The organism is Streptomyces sp. NBC_00249 (genome assembly GCF_026342355.1).
Classification (GTDB): Bacteria; Actinomycetota; Actinomycetes; order Streptomycetales; family Streptomycetaceae; genus Streptomyces.
In genome coordinates this window covers 1,693,708-1,716,044 of record NZ_JAPEMV010000001.1, presented here as the reverse complement: position 1 = coordinate 1,716,044, position 22,337 = coordinate 1,693,708, and the positions used below count along the sequence as shown (strand labels likewise).

At 70.4% G+C, this 22,337-nt stretch carries 16 protein-coding genes and 1 pseudogene; 9 read left to right on the top strand and 8 right to left on the bottom strand.

The features are described 5' to 3' along the window. Window positions 1–15 precede the first annotated feature (15 nt). The 6 genes from OOK31_RS07630 (at window position 16) to OOK31_RS07605 (ending at window position 8,548) form a co-directional block, all read left to right on the top strand. The gene (locus tag OOK31_RS07630; RefSeq protein ID WP_267011564.1) at window positions 16–1,230 is read left to right on the top strand and encodes an ROK family transcriptional regulator; all 1,215 of its coding nucleotides are present in this window, start codon (window positions 16–18) and stop codon (window positions 1,228–1,230) included. Window positions 1,231–1,348: 118 nt separating this feature from the next. Further along, window positions 1,349–2,461: a sugar ABC transporter substrate-binding protein gene (locus tag OOK31_RS07625; RefSeq protein ID WP_267011563.1), complete on the top strand. Its 1,113-nt coding sequence runs from the start codon at window positions 1,349–1,351 to the stop codon at window positions 2,459–2,461. Between the two features lie 202 nt (window positions 2,462–2,663). After that, entirely contained in the window at window positions 2,664–3,452 is a 789-nt protein-coding gene (locus OOK31_RS07620; protein WP_267011562.1) for an ATP-binding cassette domain-containing protein, read from the top strand. Between the two features lie 26 nt (window positions 3,453–3,478). After that, window positions 3,479–4,768 (top strand): sugar ABC transporter permease, encoded by a 1,290-nt coding sequence (locus tag OOK31_RS07615; protein WP_267011862.1) that lies wholly within the window; start codon window positions 3,479–3,481, stop codon window positions 4,766–4,768. A 253-nt stretch (window positions 4,769–5,021) separates the two neighbouring features. Then, window positions 5,022–6,938: a 1-deoxy-D-xylulose-5-phosphate synthase gene (gene dxs / locus OOK31_RS07610; RefSeq protein WP_267011561.1), complete on the top strand. Its 1,917-nt coding sequence runs from the start codon at window positions 5,022–5,024 to the stop codon at window positions 6,936–6,938. A 113-nt stretch (window positions 6,939–7,051) separates the two neighbouring features. After that, window positions 7,052–8,548 carry an amino acid permease gene (locus tag OOK31_RS07605; RefSeq protein ID WP_267011560.1) on the top strand — a complete coding sequence of 499 codons (1,497 nt, stop codon included), beginning with the start codon at window positions 7,052–7,054 and terminating at the stop codon, window positions 8,546–8,548. 56 nt (window positions 8,549–8,604) lie between these two features. Here OOK31_RS07605 and OOK31_RS07600 read toward each other — a convergent pair whose 3' ends face one another. Further along, window positions 8,605–9,699, bottom strand: coding sequence for an LCP family protein (locus OOK31_RS07600; RefSeq protein WP_267011559.1), 1,095 nt, complete (start codon window positions 9,697–9,699; stop codon window positions 8,605–8,607). Window positions 9,700–9,935: 236 nt separating this feature from the next. Here OOK31_RS07600 and OOK31_RS07595 point away from each other — a divergent pair, with 236 nt between their 5' ends. Beyond that, window positions 9,936–10,961: a hypothetical protein gene (locus OOK31_RS07595; RefSeq protein WP_267011558.1), complete on the top strand. Its 1,026-nt coding sequence runs from the start codon at window positions 9,936–9,938 to the stop codon at window positions 10,959–10,961. Here the strand turns inward: OOK31_RS07595 and OOK31_RS07590 are convergent. From OOK31_RS07590 to OOK31_RS07575, 4 genes and pseudogenes are all read right to left on the bottom strand, one after another. Next, a complete protein-coding gene (locus tag OOK31_RS07590) occupies window positions 10,935–11,990 on the bottom strand; it encodes a hypothetical protein (RefSeq protein WP_267011557.1) in 1,056 nt (351 codons plus the stop codon). The genes OOK31_RS07595 and OOK31_RS07590 overlap by 27 nt on opposite strands. Next, window positions 11,987–12,904, bottom strand: coding sequence for an N-acetylneuraminate synthase family protein (locus OOK31_RS07585; RefSeq protein WP_267011556.1), 918 nt, complete (start codon window positions 12,902–12,904; stop codon window positions 11,987–11,989). The genes OOK31_RS07590 and OOK31_RS07585 overlap by 4 nt, the downstream gene beginning before the upstream one ends. A 66-nt stretch (window positions 12,905–12,970) precedes the next feature. After that, window positions 12,971–13,717 (bottom strand): annotated as a pseudogene (locus OOK31_RS07580) (NTP transferase domain-containing protein); the annotation flags it as partial. After that, a complete protein-coding gene (locus OOK31_RS07575; RefSeq protein ID WP_323188185.1) occupies window positions 13,714–14,991 on the bottom strand; it encodes a DUF6716 putative glycosyltransferase in 1,278 nt (425 codons plus the stop codon). The gene OOK31_RS07575 and the pseudogene OOK31_RS07580, both read right to left, overlap by 4 nt. A gap of 266 nt (window positions 14,992–15,257) precedes the next feature. Between OOK31_RS07575 and OOK31_RS07570 the strand changes: the two genes are divergently transcribed. Beyond that, the gene (locus OOK31_RS07570) at window positions 15,258–16,235 is read left to right on the top strand and encodes a glycosyltransferase family 2 protein (protein ID WP_267011554.1); all 978 of its coding nucleotides are present in this window, start codon (window positions 15,258–15,260) and stop codon (window positions 16,233–16,235) included. Next, window positions 16,232–17,968 carry a polysialyltransferase family glycosyltransferase gene (locus tag OOK31_RS07565; RefSeq protein WP_267011553.1) on the top strand — a complete coding sequence of 579 codons (1,737 nt, stop codon included), beginning with the start codon at window positions 16,232–16,234 and terminating at the stop codon, window positions 17,966–17,968. Before OOK31_RS07570 ends, OOK31_RS07565 begins: the two co-directional genes overlap by 4 nt. Before the next feature lie 109 nt (window positions 17,969–18,077). Here the strand turns inward: OOK31_RS07565 and OOK31_RS07560 are convergent, their stop codons facing one another. From OOK31_RS07560 to OOK31_RS07550, 3 genes are all read right to left on the bottom strand, one after another. Further along, a complete protein-coding gene (locus OOK31_RS07560; protein WP_267011552.1) occupies window positions 18,078–20,216 on the bottom strand; it encodes a 3-hydroxyacyl-CoA dehydrogenase NAD-binding domain-containing protein in 2,139 nt (712 codons plus the stop codon). Beyond that, window positions 20,213–21,439, bottom strand: coding sequence for an acetyl-CoA C-acyltransferase (locus OOK31_RS07555; RefSeq protein ID WP_030010872.1), 1,227 nt, complete (start codon window positions 21,437–21,439; stop codon window positions 20,213–20,215). Before OOK31_RS07555 ends, OOK31_RS07560 begins: the two co-directional genes overlap by 4 nt. 128 nt (window positions 21,440–21,567) lie before the next feature. Next, a complete protein-coding gene (locus tag OOK31_RS07550) occupies window positions 21,568–22,320 on the bottom strand; it encodes a ferritin-like domain-containing protein (protein WP_267011551.1) in 753 nt (250 codons plus the stop codon). Window positions 22,321–22,337: the final 17 nt, after the last annotated feature.

Below are 22,337 nucleotides of genomic sequence, written 5' to 3'. Positions count from 1 at the left end.
AGGAGTGGATGAGTCGTGCAGACTCCCGGATCGCAGTCCTCACTGCATCGCGCGAATCTCGAACGGGTCGTGCGGGCCGTGCGCCTCGCGGGTTCGCTGACCCAGGCGGAGATCGCCCGCACCACCGGACTGTCGGCGGCCACGGTCTCCAACATCGTCCGTGAGCTCAAGGAGGCCGGGACGGTGGAGGTCACCGACACCTCGGCCGGCGGCCGGCGGGCGCGCAGCGTCTCCCTCAGCGGGGACGCGGGCATCGTCATCGGGGTGGACTTCGGCCACACCCACCTGCGGGTGGCCGTCGGGAACCTCGCGCACCAGGTACTGGCCGAGGAGTCCGAGCCGCTGGACGTGGACGCCTCCTGGGTGGACGGCTTCGACCGGGCGGAGGCCCTGGTCGGACGGCTGATCGCGGGCGTCGGTGTGAGCCGGGACAAGGTCATCGGGGTGGGGCTCGGCGTCCCCGGCCCCATCGACGTGGAGTCGGGCACCCTGGGCTCCACCGCCATCCTGCCGGGCTGGGCCGGGATCAACCCCCGCCAGGAGCTCTCGCAGCGGCTCGGCGTGCCCGTCTACGTGGACAACGACGCGAACCTCGGGGCCCTCGGCGAACTCGTTTGGGGGAGCGGGCGCGGAGTGAAGGACCTCGCCTACATCAAGGTGGCCAGCGGCGTCGGCGCCGGCCTGGTCATCAACGGTGAGATCTACCGCGGTCCGGGGGGAACCGCGGGCGAGATCGGGCACATCACCCTGGACGAGTCGGGCCCCGTGTGCCGCTGCGGCAACCGCGGCTGCCTGGAGACCTTCGCCGCCGCCCGCTACGTGCTGCCGCTCCTCCAGGGCAGCCACGGGCCGGAGTTGACGATGGAGCGGGTGGTGGAGCTCGCCCGCGAGGGCGACCCGGGCTGCCGCCGCGTCATCACCGACGTGGGCCGCCACATCGGCAGCGGGGTGGCCAGCCTGTGCAACCTCCTGAACCCGAGCCGGGTGGTGCTGGGCGGCTCGCTGGCCGAGGCGGGTGAACTCGTACTGGCTCCGATCCGTGAATCCGTGGGGAGGTACGCGATCCCCAGCGCGGCCCGCCAGTTGTCGGTGCTCACGGGGTCGCTGGGCGGCCGCGCCGAGGTACTGGGCGCACTCGCCCTCGTACTCAGCGAGATGGGCGATTCGACGCTTTTGGCGGAAAATGGGATTGGGGTACGAGCCCCCGCCGTCATGTCTTCAGTTAGATAACGGATGGCACCGTTGTCATCTCGTTAAGGATTCACTCCTTGACGACAAACTTGCGGCCGGGGTTGACTCACATCCACCTCGGCCGCAGCGTTGCGGCCTCGTCAGGGAGGTTCAACCAATGAACACGCGTATGCGTAGAGCCGCCGTAGCCGTCGCCGCCGGTGCCATGGCCGTCTCGCTGGCCGCCTGTGGCAGTGCCAAGGAAGCGGGCGGCGAGAAGAAGCCCTCGGGTGCCGCCGCCGGCGACGCCATCAAGGTCGGTCTGCTCCTGCCCGAGAATCAGACCGCGCGCTACGAGAAGTTCGACAAGCCGCTGATCGAGAAGAAGATCGCCGATCTCACGGGCGGCAAGGCCGAGGTCGTCTACGCCAACGCCAAGCAGGACGCGACCACGCAGAACTCCCAGGTCGACACGATGATCACCAACAAGGTGAACGTCCTGATCATCGACGCGGTCGACGCCAAGGCCATCGCCGGCTCGGTCAAGAAGGCCAAGGACGCCGGCATCCCGGTCGTCGCCTACGACCGCCTGGCCGAGGGCCCGATCGACGCCTACACCTCCTTCGACAACGAAGAGGTCGGCAAGGTCCAGGGCAAGGCCCTGCTGGAGGCCCTGGGCGACAAGGCCAAGGACGGCCAGATCGTCATGATGAACGGCTCCGTCACCGACCCGAACGCCGCGCTGTTCAAGAAGGGCGCGCACTCCGTCCTCGACGGCAAGGTGACCATCGGCAAGGAGTACGACACCAAGGAGTGGAAGCCGGAGAACGCCAACACCAACATGGCGGGAGCGCTCTCGGCTCTCGGCAAGGACAAGGTGACCGGCGTCTACTCCGCCAACGACGGCATGGCCGGCGGCATCATCACCGCCCTCAAGGCCGCCGGCCTGTCCCCGCTGCCCCCGGTCACCGGCCAGGACGCCGAACTCGCGGGCGTGCAGCGGATCGTGGCGGGCGAGCAGTTCATGAGCGTCTACAAGCCGTACGCTCCCGAGGCCGCGGCCGCCGCCGAGATGGCCGTCGCCCTCGCCAAGGGCGAGAAGATCGACGGGATCATCAACAACAACATCGACAGCCCGACCACCAAGGCCGTGCCGTCCGTGCTGATCCCGGTCGTCTCGCTGACGAAGAGCAACATCAAGGACACCGTCGTCAAGGACGGCGTCTACACGGTCGACGAGATCTGCACCGACAAGTACGCGGCCGCCTGCGCCACCCTCGGCCTGAAGTAAGGCCCCCCGCCGCCTCCCTTCCGGGAGGCCGGCCCCCGCGCCTGTCCGGCGCCCCGCCCCTTATTCCCCGCCATCCGCGGGGCGCCGGGCAGAAACGTTTCCCTTTTGGTTGATCCCCCGCTCCACCCCTTAAGTCGTACCCCCCGTCCGCCCCGCTCCTGCTCTTTTGCACGACATCCCCGCCGGTCAGGCGGCGAAGGAGATGGTTCATGTGTCCGCTGCGCCCGTGCTGGCGTTGCGAGGGGTCTCGAAGCGGTTCGGTGCCGTTCAGGCCCTGACCGACGTAGAACTCGAGATCCACTCCGGTGAGGTGGTCGCCCTCGTCGGCGACAACGGCGCCGGCAAGTCCACGCTGGTCAAGACGATCGCCGGCGTGCACCCCATCGATGACGGAGTCATCGAGTGGGAGGGCCGCCCGGTCTCCATCGGCAAGCCCCACGACGCCCAGAACCTGGGCATCGCGACGGTCTACCAGGACCTCGCGCTGTGCGACAACATCGACGTCGTCGGCAACCTCTTCCTGGGCCGTGAGCTCAAGCGCTACGGCGTCCTCGACGAGGTCGAGATGGAGCGCCGCGCCCGCGAGCTCCTGACCACCCTCTCCATCCGGATCCCCAGTGTCCGCATCCCGATCGCCTCGCTCTCCGGCGGCCAGCGCCAGACGGTGGCGATCGCCCGCTCGATGCTGGGCGAGCCCAAGCTCGTCATCCTCGACGAGCCCACCGCGGCCCTCGGCGTCGAGCAGACCGCCCAGGTCCTCGACCTCGTGGAGCGGCTGCGCGAGCGCGGCCACGCGGTGATCCTCATCAGCCACAACATGGCCGACGTGAAGGCCGTCGCCGACAAGGTCGCGGTCCTGCGCCTGGGCCGCAACAACGGTGTCTTCAGCGTCGCCGACACCTCGCAGGAAGAGATCATCTCCGCCATCACCGGGGCCACGGACAACGCCGTGACCCGCCGGGCGGCCCGTACCGGGGAGGCCCGCAAGTGAGCACCCACCACCCTGCCGCCGATCCACTGGGCGACGGCCCGGCGGACGGGACCGGGCACGTCGACCCGGTCAACCCGGCCGCCGCCCACGACGCCATCCCGGCCGTGGACCCCCGCCTGCTCGTCCGCGAGCAGGGCCTCTCCGGGTACCTGAGCGAGTTCGGCCGCAAGCTGAAGGCCGGTGACCTGGGCTCCATCCCGGTCGTCCTCGGCCTGATCATCATCTGGAGCATCTTCCAGAGCCTGAACTCGAACTTCCTCTCCCCGGAGAACCTCACCAACATCGCGATCACGATGGTCGCCACCGGCATGATGGCCGTCGGCATCATCTTCGTGCTGCTGCTCGGCGAGATCGACCTCTCGGTCGGCTCGGTCAGCGGCGTCTCGGGCGCGATCGTCGCCGTCCTCGCCGTCACCCACGGCGTGAACGAATGGGTCGCGATCCTCGCCGCCGTCGCGGGCGGCGCCCTGATCGGCGCCATCCACGGCTTCTTCTTCGCCAAGATCGGCGCCCCCGCCTTCGCCGTCACCCTGTCGGGCCTGCTGTTCTGGTCCGGCGCGATGCTGCAGATCCTCGGCAGCAACGGCACCATCAACCTCGACTCCGACGGCGTGGTCGGCAAGCTCACCACGTACTACTTCTCGGACGTGGCCGCCGGCTACGGACTCGCGGCGCTCGCGGTGGTGGCGTACTTCCTCGCCACCTACTTCGACAACCGCCGCCGGGAGGCCGCCGGGGTCCCCTCGCGGCCGCTCACCGAGATCCTGCTGCGCACCGGCATCCTGGCCCTCTTCACCTTCGGGCCCGCCGCCGTGTTCAACCAGTACAAGGGCCTGCCGCTCGCGGTCGTGCTCTTCGTGGTCGCCCTGGTCGCCACGGACTTCCTGCTGCGCCGCACCTCCTTCGGCCGCAACGTCTTCGCCCTCGGCGGCAGCGTCGAGGCCTCCCGCCGCGCGGGCATCAACGTGGCCGGGATCCGCATCGCGGTCTTCTCCATCGCGGGCACCTTCGCCGCCGTCGGCGGGCTCTTCTGGGCCTCCAAGATCGCGGCGGCCAACCAGAGCGCCGGCGCCGGCGACCTCCTGATGAACGTCATCGCGGCGGCCGTCATCGGCGGCACCAGCCTATTCGGCGGCCGGGGCCGGACCTGGAACGCCCTCCTCGGCGTGATGGTCATCACCTCCATCCAGTACGGTCTGGCCCTGGAGGGAATCGCGACCCCGATCCAGTACATGATCACGGGCGCGGTCCTGCTCGCCACGGTGGTCATCGACTCGGTCACACGCAAGACCCAGAAGACGGCCGGACGCGCCTGACCGCGCGCCCCGAGGCCTCACCCAGGCGGTAAGACCCGTCACAGTGCCCGGTGCCACCTCGTGTGGCGCCGGGCACCTGCGCGTGCTCGCGTGGGTACAACTGTGCGGGTATACGCCCGTTTGGCAGGTGTGACGGGACGGCCGGGTGTACAGGTATGACAAAGGCGGGACCCTCGCGGTACCGCCCGATGACCGCCCTCGCGAGCGGAACATTAGACTCGACAGACCAGCAAGCAACTGCAAGGAGGCACGGGTGCTGCTGACCCGCATCAAGGGACCGCGCGATCTGGACCGGCTCAGCCAGGAGGAGCTCAACACGCTCGCCGCCGAGATCAGGTCCTTCCTCGTCGACGCCGTCTCCAAGACCGGCGGGCACCTCGGCCCCAACCTCGGCGTGGTCGAACTGACGATCGCCCTGCACCGGGTCTTCGAATCGCCGAAGGACAAGGTCCTCTTCGACACCGGCCACCAGGCCTACGTCCACAAGCTGCTCACCGGCCGCCAGGACTTCTCCGACCTGCGCTCCAAGGGCGGCCTGTCCGGCTACCCCTCGCGCGCCGAGTCGGACCACGACATCATCGAGAACTCGCACGCCTCCACGGTGCTGGGCTGGGCCGACGGCCTCGCCAAGGCCAACGAGGTGCTCGGCCGCGAGGACCACCACGTCGCCGCCGTCATCGGCGACGGCGCCCTGACCGGCGGTATGGCCTGGGAGGCGCTGAACAACATCGCCGCCGCCAAGGACCGCCCGCTGGTCATCGTCGTCAACGACAACGAGCGCTCGTACGGCCCCACCATCGGCGGCCTCGCGAACCACCTGGCGACCCTGCGCACCACGGACGGCTACGAGCGCTTCCTGGCCCGCGGCAAGGACCTCCTGGAGCGCACCCCCGTCGTCGGGAAGCCGCTCTACGAGACCCTGCACGGCGCCAAGAAGGGCCTCAAGGACTTCATCGCCCCGCAGGGCATGTTCGAGGACCTGGGCCTGAAGTACATCGGCCCCATCGACGGCCACGACATCGAGGCCCTGGAATCGGCCCTGCAGCGCGCCAAGCGCTTCAGCGGCCCGGTCATCGTGCACTGCCTCACCCAGAAGGGCCGCGGCTACACCCCGGCCCTGGAGCACGAGGCGGACCGTTTCCACGCGGTCGGCGTGATCCACCCGGACACCGGCCTGCCGGTGAAGACGGCCGCCGCGAGCTGGACCTCCGTCTTCGCCGACGAGATGGTCAAGCTCGGCCACGAACGCCCCGACATCGTCGGCATCACCGCCGCCATGCTCCACCCGGTCGGCCTCAACAAGTTCGCCGAGGTCTTCCCGGACCGGATCTACGACGTCGGCATCGCCGAGCAGCACGGCGCCACCTCGGCCGCCGGCCTGGCCACCGGCGGCGTCCACCCGGTCTTCGCGGTCTACGCGACCTTCCTCAACCGGGCCTTCGACCAGGTCCTGATGGACGTGGCCCTGCACAAGTGCGGGGTGACCTTCGTCCTGGACCGGGCCGGTGTCACCGGTGACGACGGCGCCTCCCACAACGGCATGTGGGACATGTCCATCCTCCAGGTCGTCCCCGGCCTGCGGCTGGCCGCGCCCCGCGACGCCGAGCAGCTGCGCGCGCAGCTGCGCGAGGCCGTCGAGGTCAAGGACGCGCCGACCGTCGTGCGCTACTCCAAGGGCGTCGTCGGCCCGGCCGTCCCGGCCGTCGGCCGGATCGGCGGCATGGACGTGCTGCGCACCCCGGCCCCCGAGGTCACCCGGCCGGACGTACTGCTCGTCTCGGTCGGCGCCCTGGCCCCGATGTGCCTGGACATCGCCGACCTGCTCGACAAGCAGGGCATCAGCTCGACCGTCGTCGACCCCCGCTGGGTCAAGCCGGTGGACGAGGCCCTGGCCCCGCTCGCCGACCAGCACCGGGTCGTCGTCACCGTCGAGGACAACGGCCGCACGGGCGGTGTGGGCGCCGCCGTCTCGCAGGCACTGCGGGACGCGGGGGTCGACGTACCGCTGCGTGACTTCGGGATCCCGCAGCGCTTCCTCGACCACGCGCTGCGCAAGGAGATCATGGCCGAGATCGGCCTGACCGCCCCCGACATCGCCCGCCAGGTCACCGGCCTGGTGGCCAAGCTGGACGGGCGTTACGAGAGCGAGACGGCCGCCACCGTCGACTGACGGCGGAGCCTCCGATCGAGGCGGGGTTGCACGTCACGGGCCGGGAGATCACCCTTGAAGGGGTGGGCCTCCCGGCCCGTTCGCTTGCGCCATCACCTGTCGGAGGTGCGTCGGTGAGTAAGGATCTGAACAGCCCCTTCCGCACCAAGACGGTGGAGCAGTCCATCCGCGACACGGAGGAGCCGGAACACGCGCTCCGCAAGTCGCTCTCCGCCTGGGACCTGACGGTTTTCGGTGTCGGCGTCATCATCGGCACCGGCATCTTCGTCCTCACGGGCATCGCGGCCCGCAACAACGCCGGACCCGCCACCGCCCTCGCCTTCGTGGCAGCGGGCATCGTCTGCGCCCTCGCCGCCCTCTGCTATGCCGAGTTCGCGTCCACCGTGCCGGTGGCCGGCTCGGCGTACACCTTCTCGTACGCCTCGATCGGTGAGCTGCCCGCCTGGATCATCGGCTGGGACCTGGTGCTCGAGTTCGCGCTCGGCACCGCCGTCGTGGCGGTCGGCTGGTCCGGGTACGTGCGCCACCTCATGTCGACGAACCTCGGCTGGGACATGCCCGCCGCGCTGTCCGGGCCCGACGCGGGCGGAACCTTCGACCTGTTCGCCTTCCTGCTGGTCCTGGTGCTGACCGCGATCCTGGTCGTCGGGACGAAGCTCTCGGCCCGGATCACCGCGATCGTCGTCGCCATCAAGGTCACGGTGGTGCTGCTGGTCATCATCGGGGGCCTGTTCTTCATCAAGGCGGACAACTACTCGCCGTTCATCCCCCCGGCCCAGCCGCAGGAGGCGGGCAGCGGCCTGCACGCGCCACTGGTCCAGCTCATGTTCGGGTACGCGCCCACCAACTTCGGCGTCATGGGCATCTTCACCGCGGCCTCCCTCATCTTCTTCGCCTTCATCGGCTTCGACGTCGTGGCCACCGCGGCCGAGGAGACCAGGAATCCCCAGCGGGACATGCCGCGCGGCATCCTCGGCTCGCTGATCATCTGCACCGTGCTCTACGTCGCCGTGACGCTGGTGGTCACCGGCATGCAGAAGTACACGGAGATGTCGCCCAGCGCCCCGCTCGCCGAAGCCTTCAAATCGGTGAACCAGCCGTTCTTCGCGGGCGCCATCAGCCTCGGGGCATCGGTCGGCCTGATCACCGTGTGCATGATCCTGCTGCTCGGCCAGACCCGCGTGTTCTTCGCGATGAGCCGTGACGGACTGCTGCCGCGCGTCTTCTCCGTCACCCACCCGAAGTACCGCACGCCGTACCGGGCGACCCTCCTGCTCGGCGGGATCATCGCCGTCGTCGCGGGCTTCACCAGCCTGGAGAAGCTCGCGGAACTGGTGAACATCGGCACCCTGTTCGCCTTCGTGGTGGTCGCCCTCGGCGTGATCGTCCTGCGCCGGACCCGCCCCGACCTGCACCGGGCCTTCCGCACCCCCTGGGTGCCCTTCGTCCCGATCGTGTCGATCGCGGCCTCGCTCTGGCTGATGCTCAACCTGCCGGCCGAGACCTGGATCCGGTTCGGGATCTGGATGGCCATCGGCTTCGTCGTCTACTTCCTGTACGGGCGCAGCCACAGCCGCCTCGGCCAGTCCGGCCAGGACGCGAAGTACTAGCACGGGGAAGCGGGCCGTACGGGAGCACCTCCCGTACGGCCCGCTCCGCCGTGCCGTCAGCCCTTGGCGGGGGACTTCTTCGCCTCCGCGGGGATCTTCTGGCCGGTCCGCAGGGCCTCCCACAGCTGGGAGGCCTGCGGCTGCGCGACGACGACCCGGTTGCGGTCGACCTTGTCGTACGCCACCGGCAGCATGATGGTCTCCATGGTGCCCGGGTCCACGCCCTTCATGCTCTGCGCGAAGTCGGACAGTGCGGTCAGCGAGGCCAGGTCGGAGTCGGTGGTCAGGGACTTGGTGCCGGCGTCGGCGAGCTTGTAGAGCCGCGCCGGGTTGCCGAAGGCGTCCTGCTTCTTGATCTCGGAGAGCATGGCGAGCATGAACTGCTGCTGGAGGCCTATGCGTCCCAGGTCGCTGCCGTCGCCGTAGCCGTAGCGGGTACGGACGAACTTCAGCGAGTCGGTGCCGTTCAGCCGGTGCGTGCCCGCGTCGAGCTTCAGGCCGCCCTTCGCCCCGCTCATCGGCCGGTCCAGGGTGACGGTGACCCCGCCGAGGGCGTCGACCAGGCCCTTGAAGCCGGCGAAGTCCACCTCGACGAAGTGGTCCAGGCGGATCCCGGACATCTGCTCCACCGTCTTGACCACGCAGGCCGGACCGGCCACCGAGTAGACGGAGTTGAACATCACCCGGTTCGCCTCCGGCACCGTCTTTCCCTCGCCGTCCTTGCACTCGGGCCGGGTGATCAGGGTGTCGCGCGGAATGCTGACCGCCGTGGCCCTGGCCCGGCCCTCGGGTATGTGCACCAGCATCGCGGTGTCGGAGCGGGCCCCGCTGACATCGCCGTGGTCGAGGTCGGCATTGGCCCCCGCCCGCGAATCGGAGCCGAGGACCAGGATGTTCTGGGCGTCTCCGGCGACCTTGGGGGGACGGTTGTCGGAGCCGATCGCCTGGTCCAGGTCGACGCTGTCGATGTTCCCGTTGAGATGGCTGTACACCCACCAGCCGGACCCGGCCGCCCCGAGGACCAGTACGGCCGCGCTCCAGCCCAGGACCCGCCGGATCCGGCGGGCGCGCGAACGGGGCGGGCGGGGCGTGCCCGCGGAGGCCGTCCCGCTCTCGGAGGGCGTCGTCGTGGCGGTGGTGTCTGAAGTCATGCCCGGGGACCGGCCTTCCGAAAGGATGTGGGGAATCTCGCGGGCTTCACGATAAGCGCTCGAATACCTCAGAAGGTGATCGGGGTATCCTCATTTTGTTCTAAATGGCGAACAAGAAGGGTTGCTTGAGATCCATGGCGAGGCAATCCAAGGGCGATGCGCACCTATTCGCACCAGGCCCGCCCGCATCGGGACAAACTCAAGACCGTGACTCGAATTCCGCAGCCCTGGGCCCCGTGGCCGGGCGCTGGCTGCTCATGGGCAAGGACGGACGTCTCACCGCCTACGCGCGCGCCCGGTCCGGCCTGCTGCGCTGGACGGAGAGAGCCCCCGGCGACACCGCCTTCGGCGGCCCGGACCTCCTGCCCGCCGAAGGGCTGACCGACCTGGCGGTGGGTCAGGGACCGGACGGGTACGCCCACTTCGTGGGGAGGCGCCGCACCGCCTCCGAGGCCGGCGAGACCCGCACCTACCACCACGCCGTGCAGTACCAGAGCGGCCGCCCACTGGGCCCCTGGGAATCCCTCGGCTCCCTCTACCGCAACACGGAGATGTGCCTCAAGGCCGGTCCGCCCCGGGCGGCGGTGGACGCCCGCGGCGCCCTCCACGTCTTCGCGCGCAATGCCGGGCGCGGGTTCCACGTACGGCGCCAGGACGGCAAGGGCAAGTGGGGCGCGTGGGAGGACCTGCGCGGCAGCATGACCTTCGAGGGCGCCTGCGCCGGCTCGACCGCCGACGGCCTCGTCCGGCTGGCCGCCCCGGGTGAGAAGGGCCTCTCCTTCTGGGCGCAGACGGCTCCGGGAGGCCCGCTCACGAAGGGCGAGAACCTCCCGTACCTCGCGCACGACGGCTCGCTCTGCGCGGTGGAGACGGCCCCCGGCCGTGTCACCCACTTCTGGCACGCGGCCGACGGGAGCGGGGTGCTGGCCCACCGGGAGGGCGTCGGCGTGCTGGCCCTGGGCGGCGGACCGGCCTCCGGCGCGATCGTGGGGACCCGCGCCGTCGTCGAGGGCTACGACTGCACCGTGCTGGCCTACCGCACCGCCGGCGGCCGCACCGCCCTGGCCGCGTACCCCACGGAGTACGAGGCCGCGGGACTGTGGTGGACCGAGATCGGTGAGGAGTGCCCGGAGTCCCCGGCCCTGGCCGTGGACGCCCACGGCCGGGTGGTCATCGCCTCGATCAGTTCCCGGGGCGAGCTGCTGGTGAACCGGCAGAAGGACAACTCCGGTCTCTCACTGGGCCGCTGGCAGCGTTTCTGAGCGCGGGTGGGCCTGGGACGGGATTCTGGCCAGCCCGTGCCGGGCCACCGCCAGCGCCGAGATCCGGTGCAGGAACTCCACCGAGCGCCGCGCCGTGTCCGGGGTGATCCAGGCGTCGTCGAGCTCGCACAGCTCCACCCGTACCGGCGCACCGCGCAGCACGATCGGCAGGGTGTAGGCCACGGTCGAGGCGAAGGTCAGCACCGACTGACCGATCGGCTCGGTGAGCGCGGTCAGTTCCAGCGGCAGTTCGGGGTGCACGATCTCCATGCCCGTGGTCCCGGCGATCCGCTCCAGCTTCTGCGGGCTCTCGCGGCGGTGCGCCAGGTAGCGGCGGGCGGCGCGGCTGCGGGCGATCCACCCGACGGCCTCGATGTAGCGGTCCTGGTCGACGACCCCGGTCTCCACGAGCGAGCTGCCCGCCAGATCGGCGCCCGCCCGTACCCGTACCGGGCCGAAGGACTCGCGGCTCCACGCGTACTCGTTGGGCCGTACCTCGGTGCCCGGCGGGGCGGTCACCGGCATGCAGGTGAAGAAGGTGGCGCGGGCCAGGTCGGCGCGGGCCAGCCACCGGTTGACCGGGCCGCCCTTGGCGGAGCCCTTGACCTCGCCCTGGTGCCAGCGGCTCAGGGCCTGCCCCTCCGTGAGCAGGCTGACGAGCTCAGTGGTGGCGGTGCCGTCGTCCACGACGACCACCTCGCGGGCCTTGGAGCGGGGCAGCAGCAGCTGGATGGTGCGGGAGAAGAGATCCCCGATCACCAGCCGGTCGGCGGCCGCCACGGCCCGGCCCAGGCGCACCAGTTCGTGGGCCCGCTCCAGGTATCCGGCGCGGACCTCGTAGCGCCGCCACACCACGCCCGACCCCGAGGCGTACCGGCACAGCCGGCGGACCTGCGCCCGTGAGCGCGGGTCCGTCGGCTGGAGCACGGCGATGGTGAGGGAGGCTGCCTCGCCCGGGTGGACGTGGGCCCACTCCAGGACGTTCAGTAGTTGAGCCGGGCTCTCCACCAGGGCGAGGGTCTCGCTCATGCCGAGGTCGTCACGCCCTCGGCGGTCAGGCTGCCCTGGACGCGGCGGAGCTTCTTCATGGGGCCGAGCTCGGACTCGTAGACGCGCTTGACGCCGTCGCCGAGGGCGGTCTCGATGGTGCGGATGTCGCGCACCAGGCGGGTGAGGCCGCCGGGCTCGACGGAGGCGGCCTGGTCGGAGCCCCACATGGCGCGGTCGAGGGTGATGTGCCGCTCGACGGCGCAGGCGCCCATGGCGACGGCGGCGACGGTCGTCTGCAGGCCCGTCTCGTGGCCGGAGTAGCCCACGGGGACGTTCGGGTAGGCCGCCTCCAGGCTGTTGATCACCCGCAGGTTCAGCTCCTCCGCCTTGGCCGGGTAGGTGGAGGTGGCGTGCAGCAGGATGGTGTTCTCGCTGCCGAGGACCTCCACCGCGTGCCGGATCTGCTGGGGCGTGGACATGCCCGTCGACAGGATGACCGTCTTGCCCGTGGCGCGCAGGGCGAGGAGCAGTTCGTCGTCGGTCAGGGAGGCGGAGGCCACCTTGTGGGCGGGGACGTCGAACTTCTCCAGGAAGGCCACGGCCTCGGTGTCCCACGGGGAGGCGAACCAGGCGATGCCCCGCTCGCGGCAGTGCTCGTCGACGGCGCGGTACTCGTCCTCGCCGAACTCCACCCGGTGGCGGTAGTCGATGTAGGTCATCCGGCCCCAGGGGGTGTCCCGTTCGATGTCCCACTGGTCGCGGGGGGTGCATATCTCGGGCGTGCGCTTCTGGAACTTCACCGCGTCACAGCCCGCGTCGGCGGCGGCGTCGACGAGGGCGAGGGCGGTCGCGAGGTCGCCGTTGTGGTTGATCCCGATCTCGCCGATCACGTAGGCGGGACGGCCGGGGCCGACCTCCTTGTTCCCGATCCGGCGGATACGGCTGCTGTGCACCACTGTTCAGTGTTCCTTTCCGAGGTACTGCGAGGGGTCCGGTGGCGGGGCCACCGAGGTTCTTTACGAGTCGAGGAGGGGGGCCAGGGCGCGGGCCCGGTCGAGGTCGCCGGGTTCGTCGATCTCGATCGCCCGCTCCGGGGCGGTGGGGACGAGCTGGATCCGGCCGAAGAAGCGGTGGCCGTGCCGGCGGAAGCCGTCGGCGCGCATCGCGTAGACGGCGCCGGACTCCAGGTATTCGGGCGTACGGTCCTGGCGGCGCGGGCGGAAGGCGCTGTCGTGGTTGACGCCCCGCGCGTGGTGGCCGGGCCCGGCGTCCGGTCCGGCGGTCCACAGGAAGCCGTGGGAGGGCACCGCGGTGAAGGCGGAGTCGGCGCCGTCCCGGACGACGGCGAGGACGGTCTCGTCGACCTCCTCGGACGTCAGGAAGGGGCTGGTGCACTGGACGAAGACCAGGACGCCCACGGCCTCGCCGTGCCGCTCCTCCAGGCTGTCCAGCGCGTGCAGCAGCGCCGACTCGCTGGAGGCCCGGTCGGAGCCCAGCTCCGCCGGGCGGTCCACCACCTCGGCGCCCGCCGCGCGGGCCGCGGCGGCGATCGCCCCGTCGTCGGTGGACACCACGACCCGGGTCACGTGCGCGGCGCCGAGGCAGGCCCGCACCGCGCGGGCGACGAGGGGGACCCCGCCGACCTCGGCGACGTTCTTGCCGGGGATGCCCTTGGAGCCGCCCCGGGCGGGTATGACGGCGGTGACGTTCACGAGGTTCTCTCCTGAGGTGCGGACGCTGGTGCTGTGCCGGTGAGGGGTGGTCATACGCCGCCCCACTGCTGGATCTTCGGGGCCACGCGCTGCACGCCGAACTGGTAGGCGACCTTCAGCACCCTGCGGGAGGTACGCCGCATCGGGCCGCTCGCCCGCCGCGCCGCGGCGCCCGCGCCGGGGGAGCCGTCCGGGTCGAGGCCGCGGCGGCGCAGCAGCGTACCCATGTATTCGGGGGCGCTCTCGGCCGTGTAATAGGGGGTGATCGGCGGCAGCGGCCGGTCGCGCAATTCGAAGATGCGGCGGCGGAGTTCCCCGAAGGGGTCGACGGCGCGGATTCCCTGGTCGGCCGTCCAGGATTCGTGTGCGAGCGGGGCGGCGCCTTCGTCTATCGCGGACCAGTCGGTGACGCACCCGGAGCCGACGAAATAGTGGTTCCCGTGGACTTCCCGTACGCCGAGATCGCTCAGGATCGCCGTGGGCATTCCGCGGTGCATGGATTCGAGCGCGGCCGTGGAACTGACGGTCACCAGGAGATCGGTCCGGTCGAGCGTTTCCGACATGTTTCCGTACACGAAATGCAGGTTGGCGGGAATCGGTTCGTCCAGCTGTTCCGCCAGTACCTGGTAATGGTGCGCCTCCACATGGGTGGTTGCCTCGCCCGGTCTGCTGCGGAGTTTTACGAGTACGTCGCGCCCGGGCCGCAGCCGGGCGTGGGATATCGCCCGGCGCAGCATGTAGAGGCGGCCGTTTCGGTCGGCGGGTACCGAGGGCTGCACGGCGAAACACACCGTATAGGGATGAAGGGCGTTCGTCCGGTTCGGGTCGTACGGCCTTTGGTCGAGGAAAGGCAGGGCGGTCTGGACGATGCAGGAGGTCGGAATTCCGAGGGGTCCGTAGACGTCGGTGAACCGGCGGCGGTCGAAAGGGCTGTTGGCGAGGACGATGTCGGCGCCGGCACGCAGCAGCAGGCCGTCGGCCATCTTCTCGTAGACCACTCCGACGTAGCCGGTCATCAGGACCGGCCGGCGCGGTGCGCCGGCGAACCGGTGGGCCAGCGCGTGCAGGGCCGCGTGGGTGCTGCCGCCGACCGTGCCCAGGATGATCAGATCCGCCGTGTCGAGTACCGGGTCCGCCGCGAACTCGGGGAGCGTGGCCTCGGTGATGGAGGCGGGGGAGATGCCAACTTCGGCCAGCTGGCGGGCCGTCGGCGTGCTCCGGCCGCGGAGCATGTGCGCGTGGACCTCGCTGCCCGGCGCCAGGCCCACCGCCAGCCCCGCACCCCATTTCCAGCGGGTGTCGGAGTCTGCGAGTACGTGGATGCGCACTGGTGATTCCCGGGTCGATGGCTGAGGGCCGCCTGCCGCGCGGCCCGATAGACCATACATGCTCGCCTGAGGCCTACGGTCACGAAAAGGCCTCGGTGGGTGCGGGAGTTGTACGTCACACGATGGTGATCGCGCAGGGCCTCCGAGTGGTTCTGTCATGATGTCTTGTGTTACCTGGCCGTGGGGCCGAGGGGCGTGTGAGGCGGGCCCTGCGGGCCGTGTTGCGGAAAAGCGTTGACGAGAAACAGGTGGGGTGAGTAATTCCGATGGCGACCCTTTCGGTAATCGTTGCCATGTGTAATGTGAGGGAATACTGCCGGACGACGCTCAAGTCCTTGGCGCTGAACGCCCGGGAGGATTTCGAGTTCATCATCGTCGACGATGCTTCGGTCGACGGGACGTCGGAGATCCTGCGGGAGATGGTGCCGAGGATCCCCGGAGCCGTACTCATCCGCAACGAGCGGAACATGGGGATATCGGCGACCCGGAACATCGGCGTCTCGGCGTCCCGCGGGCGCTTCTTCACCTTCCTCGACGGTGACGACTGGTACGCGCCCGGCTATCTGGCCCAACTGGTGGGCTGGATGAGCCAGTCCGGCGTCGACTTCCTGCGCACCGGCCACGTCCGCGTGTACGGAAAGAAGCGGAAGGTCGTCCTGCCGCCGCTCGCCCCGCGGGCACTGCCGCTGAACCCCCTCGACTACATGGGGCCCGTCGACGCCTCGACCCTCATCGACTACCCCCTCGTCTGGGCCGGCATCTACGACCGTGAGAGGCTGCGGGAAGTCGGAGCCCTGTTCTTCGACGAGGACCTGCGCACCGCGGAGGACCGCCGCTGGTTCTACCAGCTGCACCTGCGCGCCCGTTCCTTCGGAGTCGTGGACCTCCACGGCGTGTTCTACCGTCGTGATGTGTCCACATCATTGACGAAGATTCCGGATGAACGGCAGCTGGACTTCCTCCCCGCCTTCCAGCGGGTTTTCGAGGAGCTCGCGGCCCATCCCCGCGGATACGAAATCTCGTTCAAAGCCATGCGAAGTCTGTGCGCGCTCGTCGTCATTCACCTGGACCGCGCCGACACGTACGACGAACACACCCGGGGCCTGCTGCTGGAACGGAGCGCGCAGACCCTCATGGACCTCCCCCCGGACATCCTGGAGGGGACGTTGGCAGGAATGGACTCCGCACGCGTGAACAAGATCAGAGGGCTGATGTCCCGGCACGAGGGCGCCGCCGCCCGATGACCCGGATATTCGCCGCCTCCACCCTCTACGGCGCCATGACCGTCGCCGCGGCCATCGACGCCGGCCAGCTCGGCCACGACGACCGCGAGCGCGTCCTGCTCGTCTGCAACAACGTCGACATCCCCGAGGTCGCCACCCCGCTGCACCAGATGCCGGGCGCCGCCGCCGTCCTCGCCCGCTTCCACCGCGTCGTCTACTGGAACGAGCTCATCTACCCGTTCCACCCGGCGCTCTGGTCCCCGCGCGACGAGGACGCCCCCCTGTGGCGCAGCGTCATGGCGGAGAAGATGGGCCTGCGCCCCGGCCCCCTGGAACTGGTCCTCGAGTCCATCCAGGTCAAGCCGGCCCAGACCCTCTGCAAGATCTTCTCGGACGCCACCCTGGCCGTGTACGCCGACGGGCTCATGAGCTACGGCCCCACCCGCAACGACCTGCACCGCTCCATCCACGGCCGGATCACCCAGGTCCTCTACCTGGACCTGGTCCCCACCCTGCTGCCCATGCTCCTCACCGAGTACGGGATCCCCTCGCAGCCCGTGCACACCGGCGCCGTCCTCAAACTGCTCGCGGAGGTCACCGAGGAGTGCCGGCCCCTCCTCGACCGGGTCCTACCGCCCGAACTGGCCCGGCGCGGCCCCGAGACCGCCGTGCTCCTCGGCCAGTACCTCTCCCCCCTCGGCATCCTCACCGAGGAGGAAGAGGAGGAACTGCACCTGCGCATGTTCCAGAACGCGCTGCGGCTCGGCTTCACCTCGGTCGTCTTCAAACCGCACCCCAGCGCCCCCTCCAGCCTCGCCGACGCCCTCGGCGAGGCGGCCCGGGAAGCGGGCGTCGCCTTCCTCGTGCTCGACCTCCCGGTCCTCGCCGAGGCCGTCTTCGTCCACCTCGCGCCGCGCCAGGTGATCGGCTGCTTCTCCACCGGCCTGTTCACCGCCCGCACCCTCTACGGGATCCCCGTCGCCCAGATCGGCGCCCTGGAGGTCATCCGGCGGATGCGGCCCTACGCCAACAGCAACCGCATCCCCGCCACCCTCACCCACGCCCTCCTCCCCGACCTGGAGGAGCCGACGAGCGCCCCGGACGACCGGGTGCAGGACATCGAGCACATCCGGCGCGAGGTCACCCCGTACGTCCAGGCCGTCGGCTACTGCATGCAGCCCAAGCGGTACCCCTTCCTGCGCGAGGTCGCCGAGGGGTACGTGGCCGCGGCCGTCGACGGGTGGGAGGGCCGCCCCGAGCTGTCCATGCACTTCAACGAGCGCACCCGCACCCGCCTCGACCTGCCCGGCCCGCGCACCTGGAAGTGGCGCAAGGGCAAGGGCTGGACCCTGCTCGGCGCCAAGGACCGCGACGAGGACGACGTCCCCTTCACCGACGTCAGCCTCAGCGGCTTCGCCTCCCTCGTCGAGGCCAAGGACGACCACGGGGTCCTGGAGGTGGGCGCCCGGCTGCTCGCCGAGCAGGAGAACCTCGACCTGCTCATCGGCATGGCCCAGGCGCACATCCGGCGCAAGGAGACCGACCAGGCCAAGCGGCGGCTCCAGCGCGCCGTGGAGATCTCCGGGAGCAGCGGCCGGGCCCTGGTGTGGCTGCGGATCGGCGAGACCGCGGCGAAGCTGGGCAAGCCCGGCGACGAACTGCGCCGCCAGGCGGGCCGCAACGCGCTGCGCATCAACCCGGCGTCCCCCGCCGCCCAGCGCCTGGTCAAGGCGGGCCGCTTCGGCCGCAGATGACCCGCAGGGGACCCCGGGAGGGGGGACCCCGGGAGGGGGCCCGGCAACGCAGAACGGCCCGTCCGCACCCCTGGTGCGGACGGGCCGTTCCCGTAGCGGATCCCGCGGACTAGGCCGGGACGCTCGCGGTGCCCGGGGCGAGGAACTTCTTGCCGTTCACCCGCTCGGAGACGCCCTCACGGTCCAGGTACGGCGTGATGCCGCCCAGGTGGAAGGGCCAGCCGGCGCCGGTGATGAGGCAGAGGTCGATGTCCTGGGCCTCGGCCACGACACCCTCCTCCAGCATCAGGCCGATCTCCTGCGCCACCGCGTCCAGGACGCGGTCGCGGACCTGCTCCTCGGTCAGGACGGAGTCGCCCTGGACCAGGAGCGCGGCGACCTCGGGGTCGAGCTCCGGCTTGAAGCCGTTCTCGGCGTTGTAGACGTAGAAGCCGCGCTTGCCGGCCTTGACCACGGCCGCCAGGTTCGGGGACACGGTGAAGCGCTCCGGGAAGGAACGGTTCAGCGTCTCGGAGACGTGCAGACCGATCGCCGGTCCCACGAGCTCCAGGAGCACCAGCGGGGACATCGGCAGGCCGAGCGGCTCGATGGCCTTCTCCGCCGTGACGACCGGGGTGCCCTCGTCGATGACGTTCTGGATCTCGCCCATGAAGCGGGTCAGGATGCGGTTCACGACGAACGCCGGGGCGTCCTTGGTGAGGACCGCGGTCTTCTTCAGCTTCTTGGCGACACCGAAGGCCGTGGCCAGCGAGGCGTCGTCGGTCTGCTCACCGCGGACGATCTCCAGCAGCGGGAGGATCGCGACCGGGTTGAAGAAGTGGAAGCCGACCACGCGCTCCGGGTGCTGGAGCTTGGAGGCCATCTCCGACACCGACAGCGAGGAGGTGTTGGTGGCGAGGATCGCGTGCGCCGGGGCGACCGCCTCGACCTCCGCGAACACCTTCTGCTTGACGGACATCTCCTCGAACACGGCCTCGATGATGAAGTCCGCGTCCGCGAAGCCCTCGGCCTTGTCCAGGACGCCGGTCACCAGGGCGGTCAGGCGGTTGGCCTTGTCCTGGTTGATGCGGCCCTTGCCGAGCAGCTTCTGGATCTCGGCGTGGACGTAGCCCACACCCTTGTCCACGCGCTCCTGGTCGATGTCGGTGAGGACCACCGGCACCTCCAGGCGGCGCAGGAACAGCAGCGCCAGCTGCGAGGCCATCAGGCCCGCGCCGACGACGCCGACCTTGGTGACCGGGCGCGCCAGGGACTTGTCCGGGGCACCGGCCGGGCGCTTGCCGCGCTTCTGGACCAGGTTGAAGGCGTAGATGCCCGAGCGCAGCTCGCCGCCCATGATGAGGTCCGCGAGAGCGGTGTCCTCGGCGTCGAAGCCGGCCTGGAGGTCGCCGTCCTTGGCCGCGGCGATGATGTCCAGCGCGCGGTAGGCGGCCGGAGCGGCGCCGTGCACCTTGGAGTCCGCGATGGAGCGGCCCTTGGCGACGGCCGCGTCCCAGGCGTCACCGCGGTCGATCTCGTCGCGGACGACCTCGGTGGTGCCGTTCAGGACGTTCGCGGTCCACAGGAGCGACTGCTCCAGGAAGTCGGCGCCCTCGAAGATCGCGTCGGCGATGCCGAGCTCGAAGACCTGCTTGCCCTTGAGCTGACGGTTCTGGTTCAGCGAGTTCTCGATGATGACCGAGATCGCGCGCTCCGCGCCGATCAGGTTCGGGAGGAGGGCGCAGCCGCCCCAGCCCGGGACCAGACCGAGGAAGACCTCGGGCAGCGAGAAGGCCGGGATGGCCTTGGAGACGGTGCGGTAGGTGCAGTGCAGGCCGACCTCGACACCGCCGCCCATCGCCGCGCCGTTGTAGTACGCGAAGGACGGGACGGCCAGCGCCGCGAGGCGCTTGAAGACGTCGTGGCCGCCCTTGCCGATGGCCAGCGCCTCGTCGTGGTTCTTCAGCAGCTCGACGCCCTTGAGGTCGGCGCCGACCGCGAAGATGAACGGCTTGCCGGTGATGCCCGCGCCGACGATGGAGCCCGCGAGGGCCTCCTGCTCGACCTGGTCGATCGCCGCGTTCAGGTTGGCGAGGGACTGCGGGCCGAAGGTGGTCGGCTTGGTGTGGTCGAAGCCGTTGTCCAGCGTGATGAGCGCGAAGCGCCCGGCGCCGAACGGCAGGTCCAGGTGACGGACGTGCGCGGACGTGACGACCTCGTCCGGGAACAGCTCGGCCGCGCCCTTCAGGAGCTCAGCGGTGGTGCTCACTTGGAGTCTCCCTCGGCGTTGAAGTTCGGGTTCTCCCAGATGACCGTGGCGCCCATGCCGAAGCCGACGCACATGGTGGTCAGGCCGTAGCGGACGTGCGGCTGCTCCTCGAACTGGCGGGCCAGCTGCGTCATCAGGCGCACGCCGGAGGAGGCGAGCGGGTGACCGAAGGCGATGGCGCCGCCGTACTGGTTCACGCGGGCGTCGTCGTCGGCGATGCCGTAGTGCTCCAGGAAGGCCAGGACCTGGACCGCGAAGGCCTCGTTGACCTCGAAGAGGCCTATGTCCTCGATCGTCAGACCGGCCTGGGCGAGGGCCTTCTCGGTGGCCGGGATCGGGCCGTAGCCCATGACCTCCGGCTCGACACCCGCGAAGGAGTACGAGACCAGGCGCATCTTGACCGGGAGGTTGTTCTCCCGGGCGAAGTCCTCGGACGCGATGATCGCGGCGGTGGCACCGTCGTTGAGACCGGCGGCGTTGCCCGCGGTGACCCGGCCGTGCGTACGGAACGGGGTCTTCAGGCCGGCCAGGTTCTCCAGCGTGGTGCCCGGGCGCATCGGCTCGTCGGTGGTGACCAGGCCCCAGCCCGTCTCACCGGCCGCCTCGTTGGTGTTGCGCACCGAGATCGGGACCAGGTCCTGCTGGATCTTGCCGTCGGCGTACGCCTTGGCGGCCTTCTCCTGCGAGCGCACGGCGTACTCGTCGGCGCGGAGCTTGGTGATCGTCGGGTACCGGTCGTGCAGGTTCTCGGCGGTCATGCCCATGAACAGGGCGGACTCGTCGACCAGCTTCTCGGAGACGAAGCGCGGGTTCGGGTCGACGCCCTCGCCCATGGGGTGGCGGCCCATGTGCTCGACACCGCCGGCGAGGGCGACGTCGTACGCACCGAAGGCCACACCGCCCGCGACGGCGGTCACGGCGGTCAGCGCGCCGGCGCACATGCGGTCGATGGAGTAGCCCGGGACGGACTGCGGGAGGCCCGCGAGGATGCCGGCCGTGCGGCCCAGCGTCAGGCCCTGGTCGCCGATCTGCGTGGTCGCGGCGATGGCGACCTCGTCGATCTTCGCGGGGTCCAGGTCCGGGTTGCGGCGCAGCAGCTCCCGGATCGCCTTCACGACGAGGTCGTCGGCGCGGGTCTCGTGGTAGATGCCCTTCGGGCCCGCCTTGCCGAACGGGGTGCGGACGCCGTCGACGAAGACGACGTCCCTGACGGTACGAGGCACGTTGGCTCTCCTCCAGGTGCGGGTGTGCACTGCTGCGCGGGGGCGACCATTGCTGAGCGCCCGCTCACCCCGTCATGCTACTTGCGAGTAACCGGTGTGGACAGCCCCTCACGGAGGAGCGGCGAAGGTCACATCCGCGCCGGGTCCGCCGCCGGGCTCACCGCCGGCCCGGGGGCCGGGCCGTCCAGCATCGCCGAGGCCATCACCGCCGAGGAGGCGAGCACCTCGGCGACGAAGGCGCGCCGGTCCACCCCCAGGACGCGCAGGGCCGGCCCGTGGTCCGCGGCGACCACCACCGCGGCGCACCCGAGCAGCCCCCGCCAGCCCGTGGTGACGGCCCGCCGCACCGGCCGCCGGTACCCGGCCAGCCCTTCGTTCAGGCGGCGGCAGTGGAAGGGGACGTGCCGCTCCTCGTCCGCCAGTATCCGGCCCGCGACCTCGCGGGTCAGTGGATCCGGGGCGCCGTCGCGCAGCGCCCGGTAGTACGCCAGGGCCACCACCTCCGCGATCATCAGCACCAGCAGCTCCACCCGCAGGCCCAGCAGCCGCCGCAGCCGGACGAAGGCCGCGTCGGTCCAGTGCCCCGAGAGGGTGCCGGCCCCGCCGGCCGCCAGCAGCAGCGCCAGCATCCGGGCGTGGTTCTGCTCCTCGGCGACGAACAGCCGGACCGCCGCGCCGTACGCGGTGTCGCCCGCCCGGTCCGCCTTGCCGATCAGCGCCGAGCCGTCACCGTCCTCGCCCACCTGGAACTTCTGGATGCTGCGGACGATCTCCGGGGGCAGCTGCGCGCCCCGCGCCCAGTCCGGATCGCCGAGCGCGGCCCGCCGCTCCCGCTCGGCCTCGAAGGCGTCCATCCATGCCGTGTACCCAGTTTTGATCATGTTCAAGAACCTAGCGA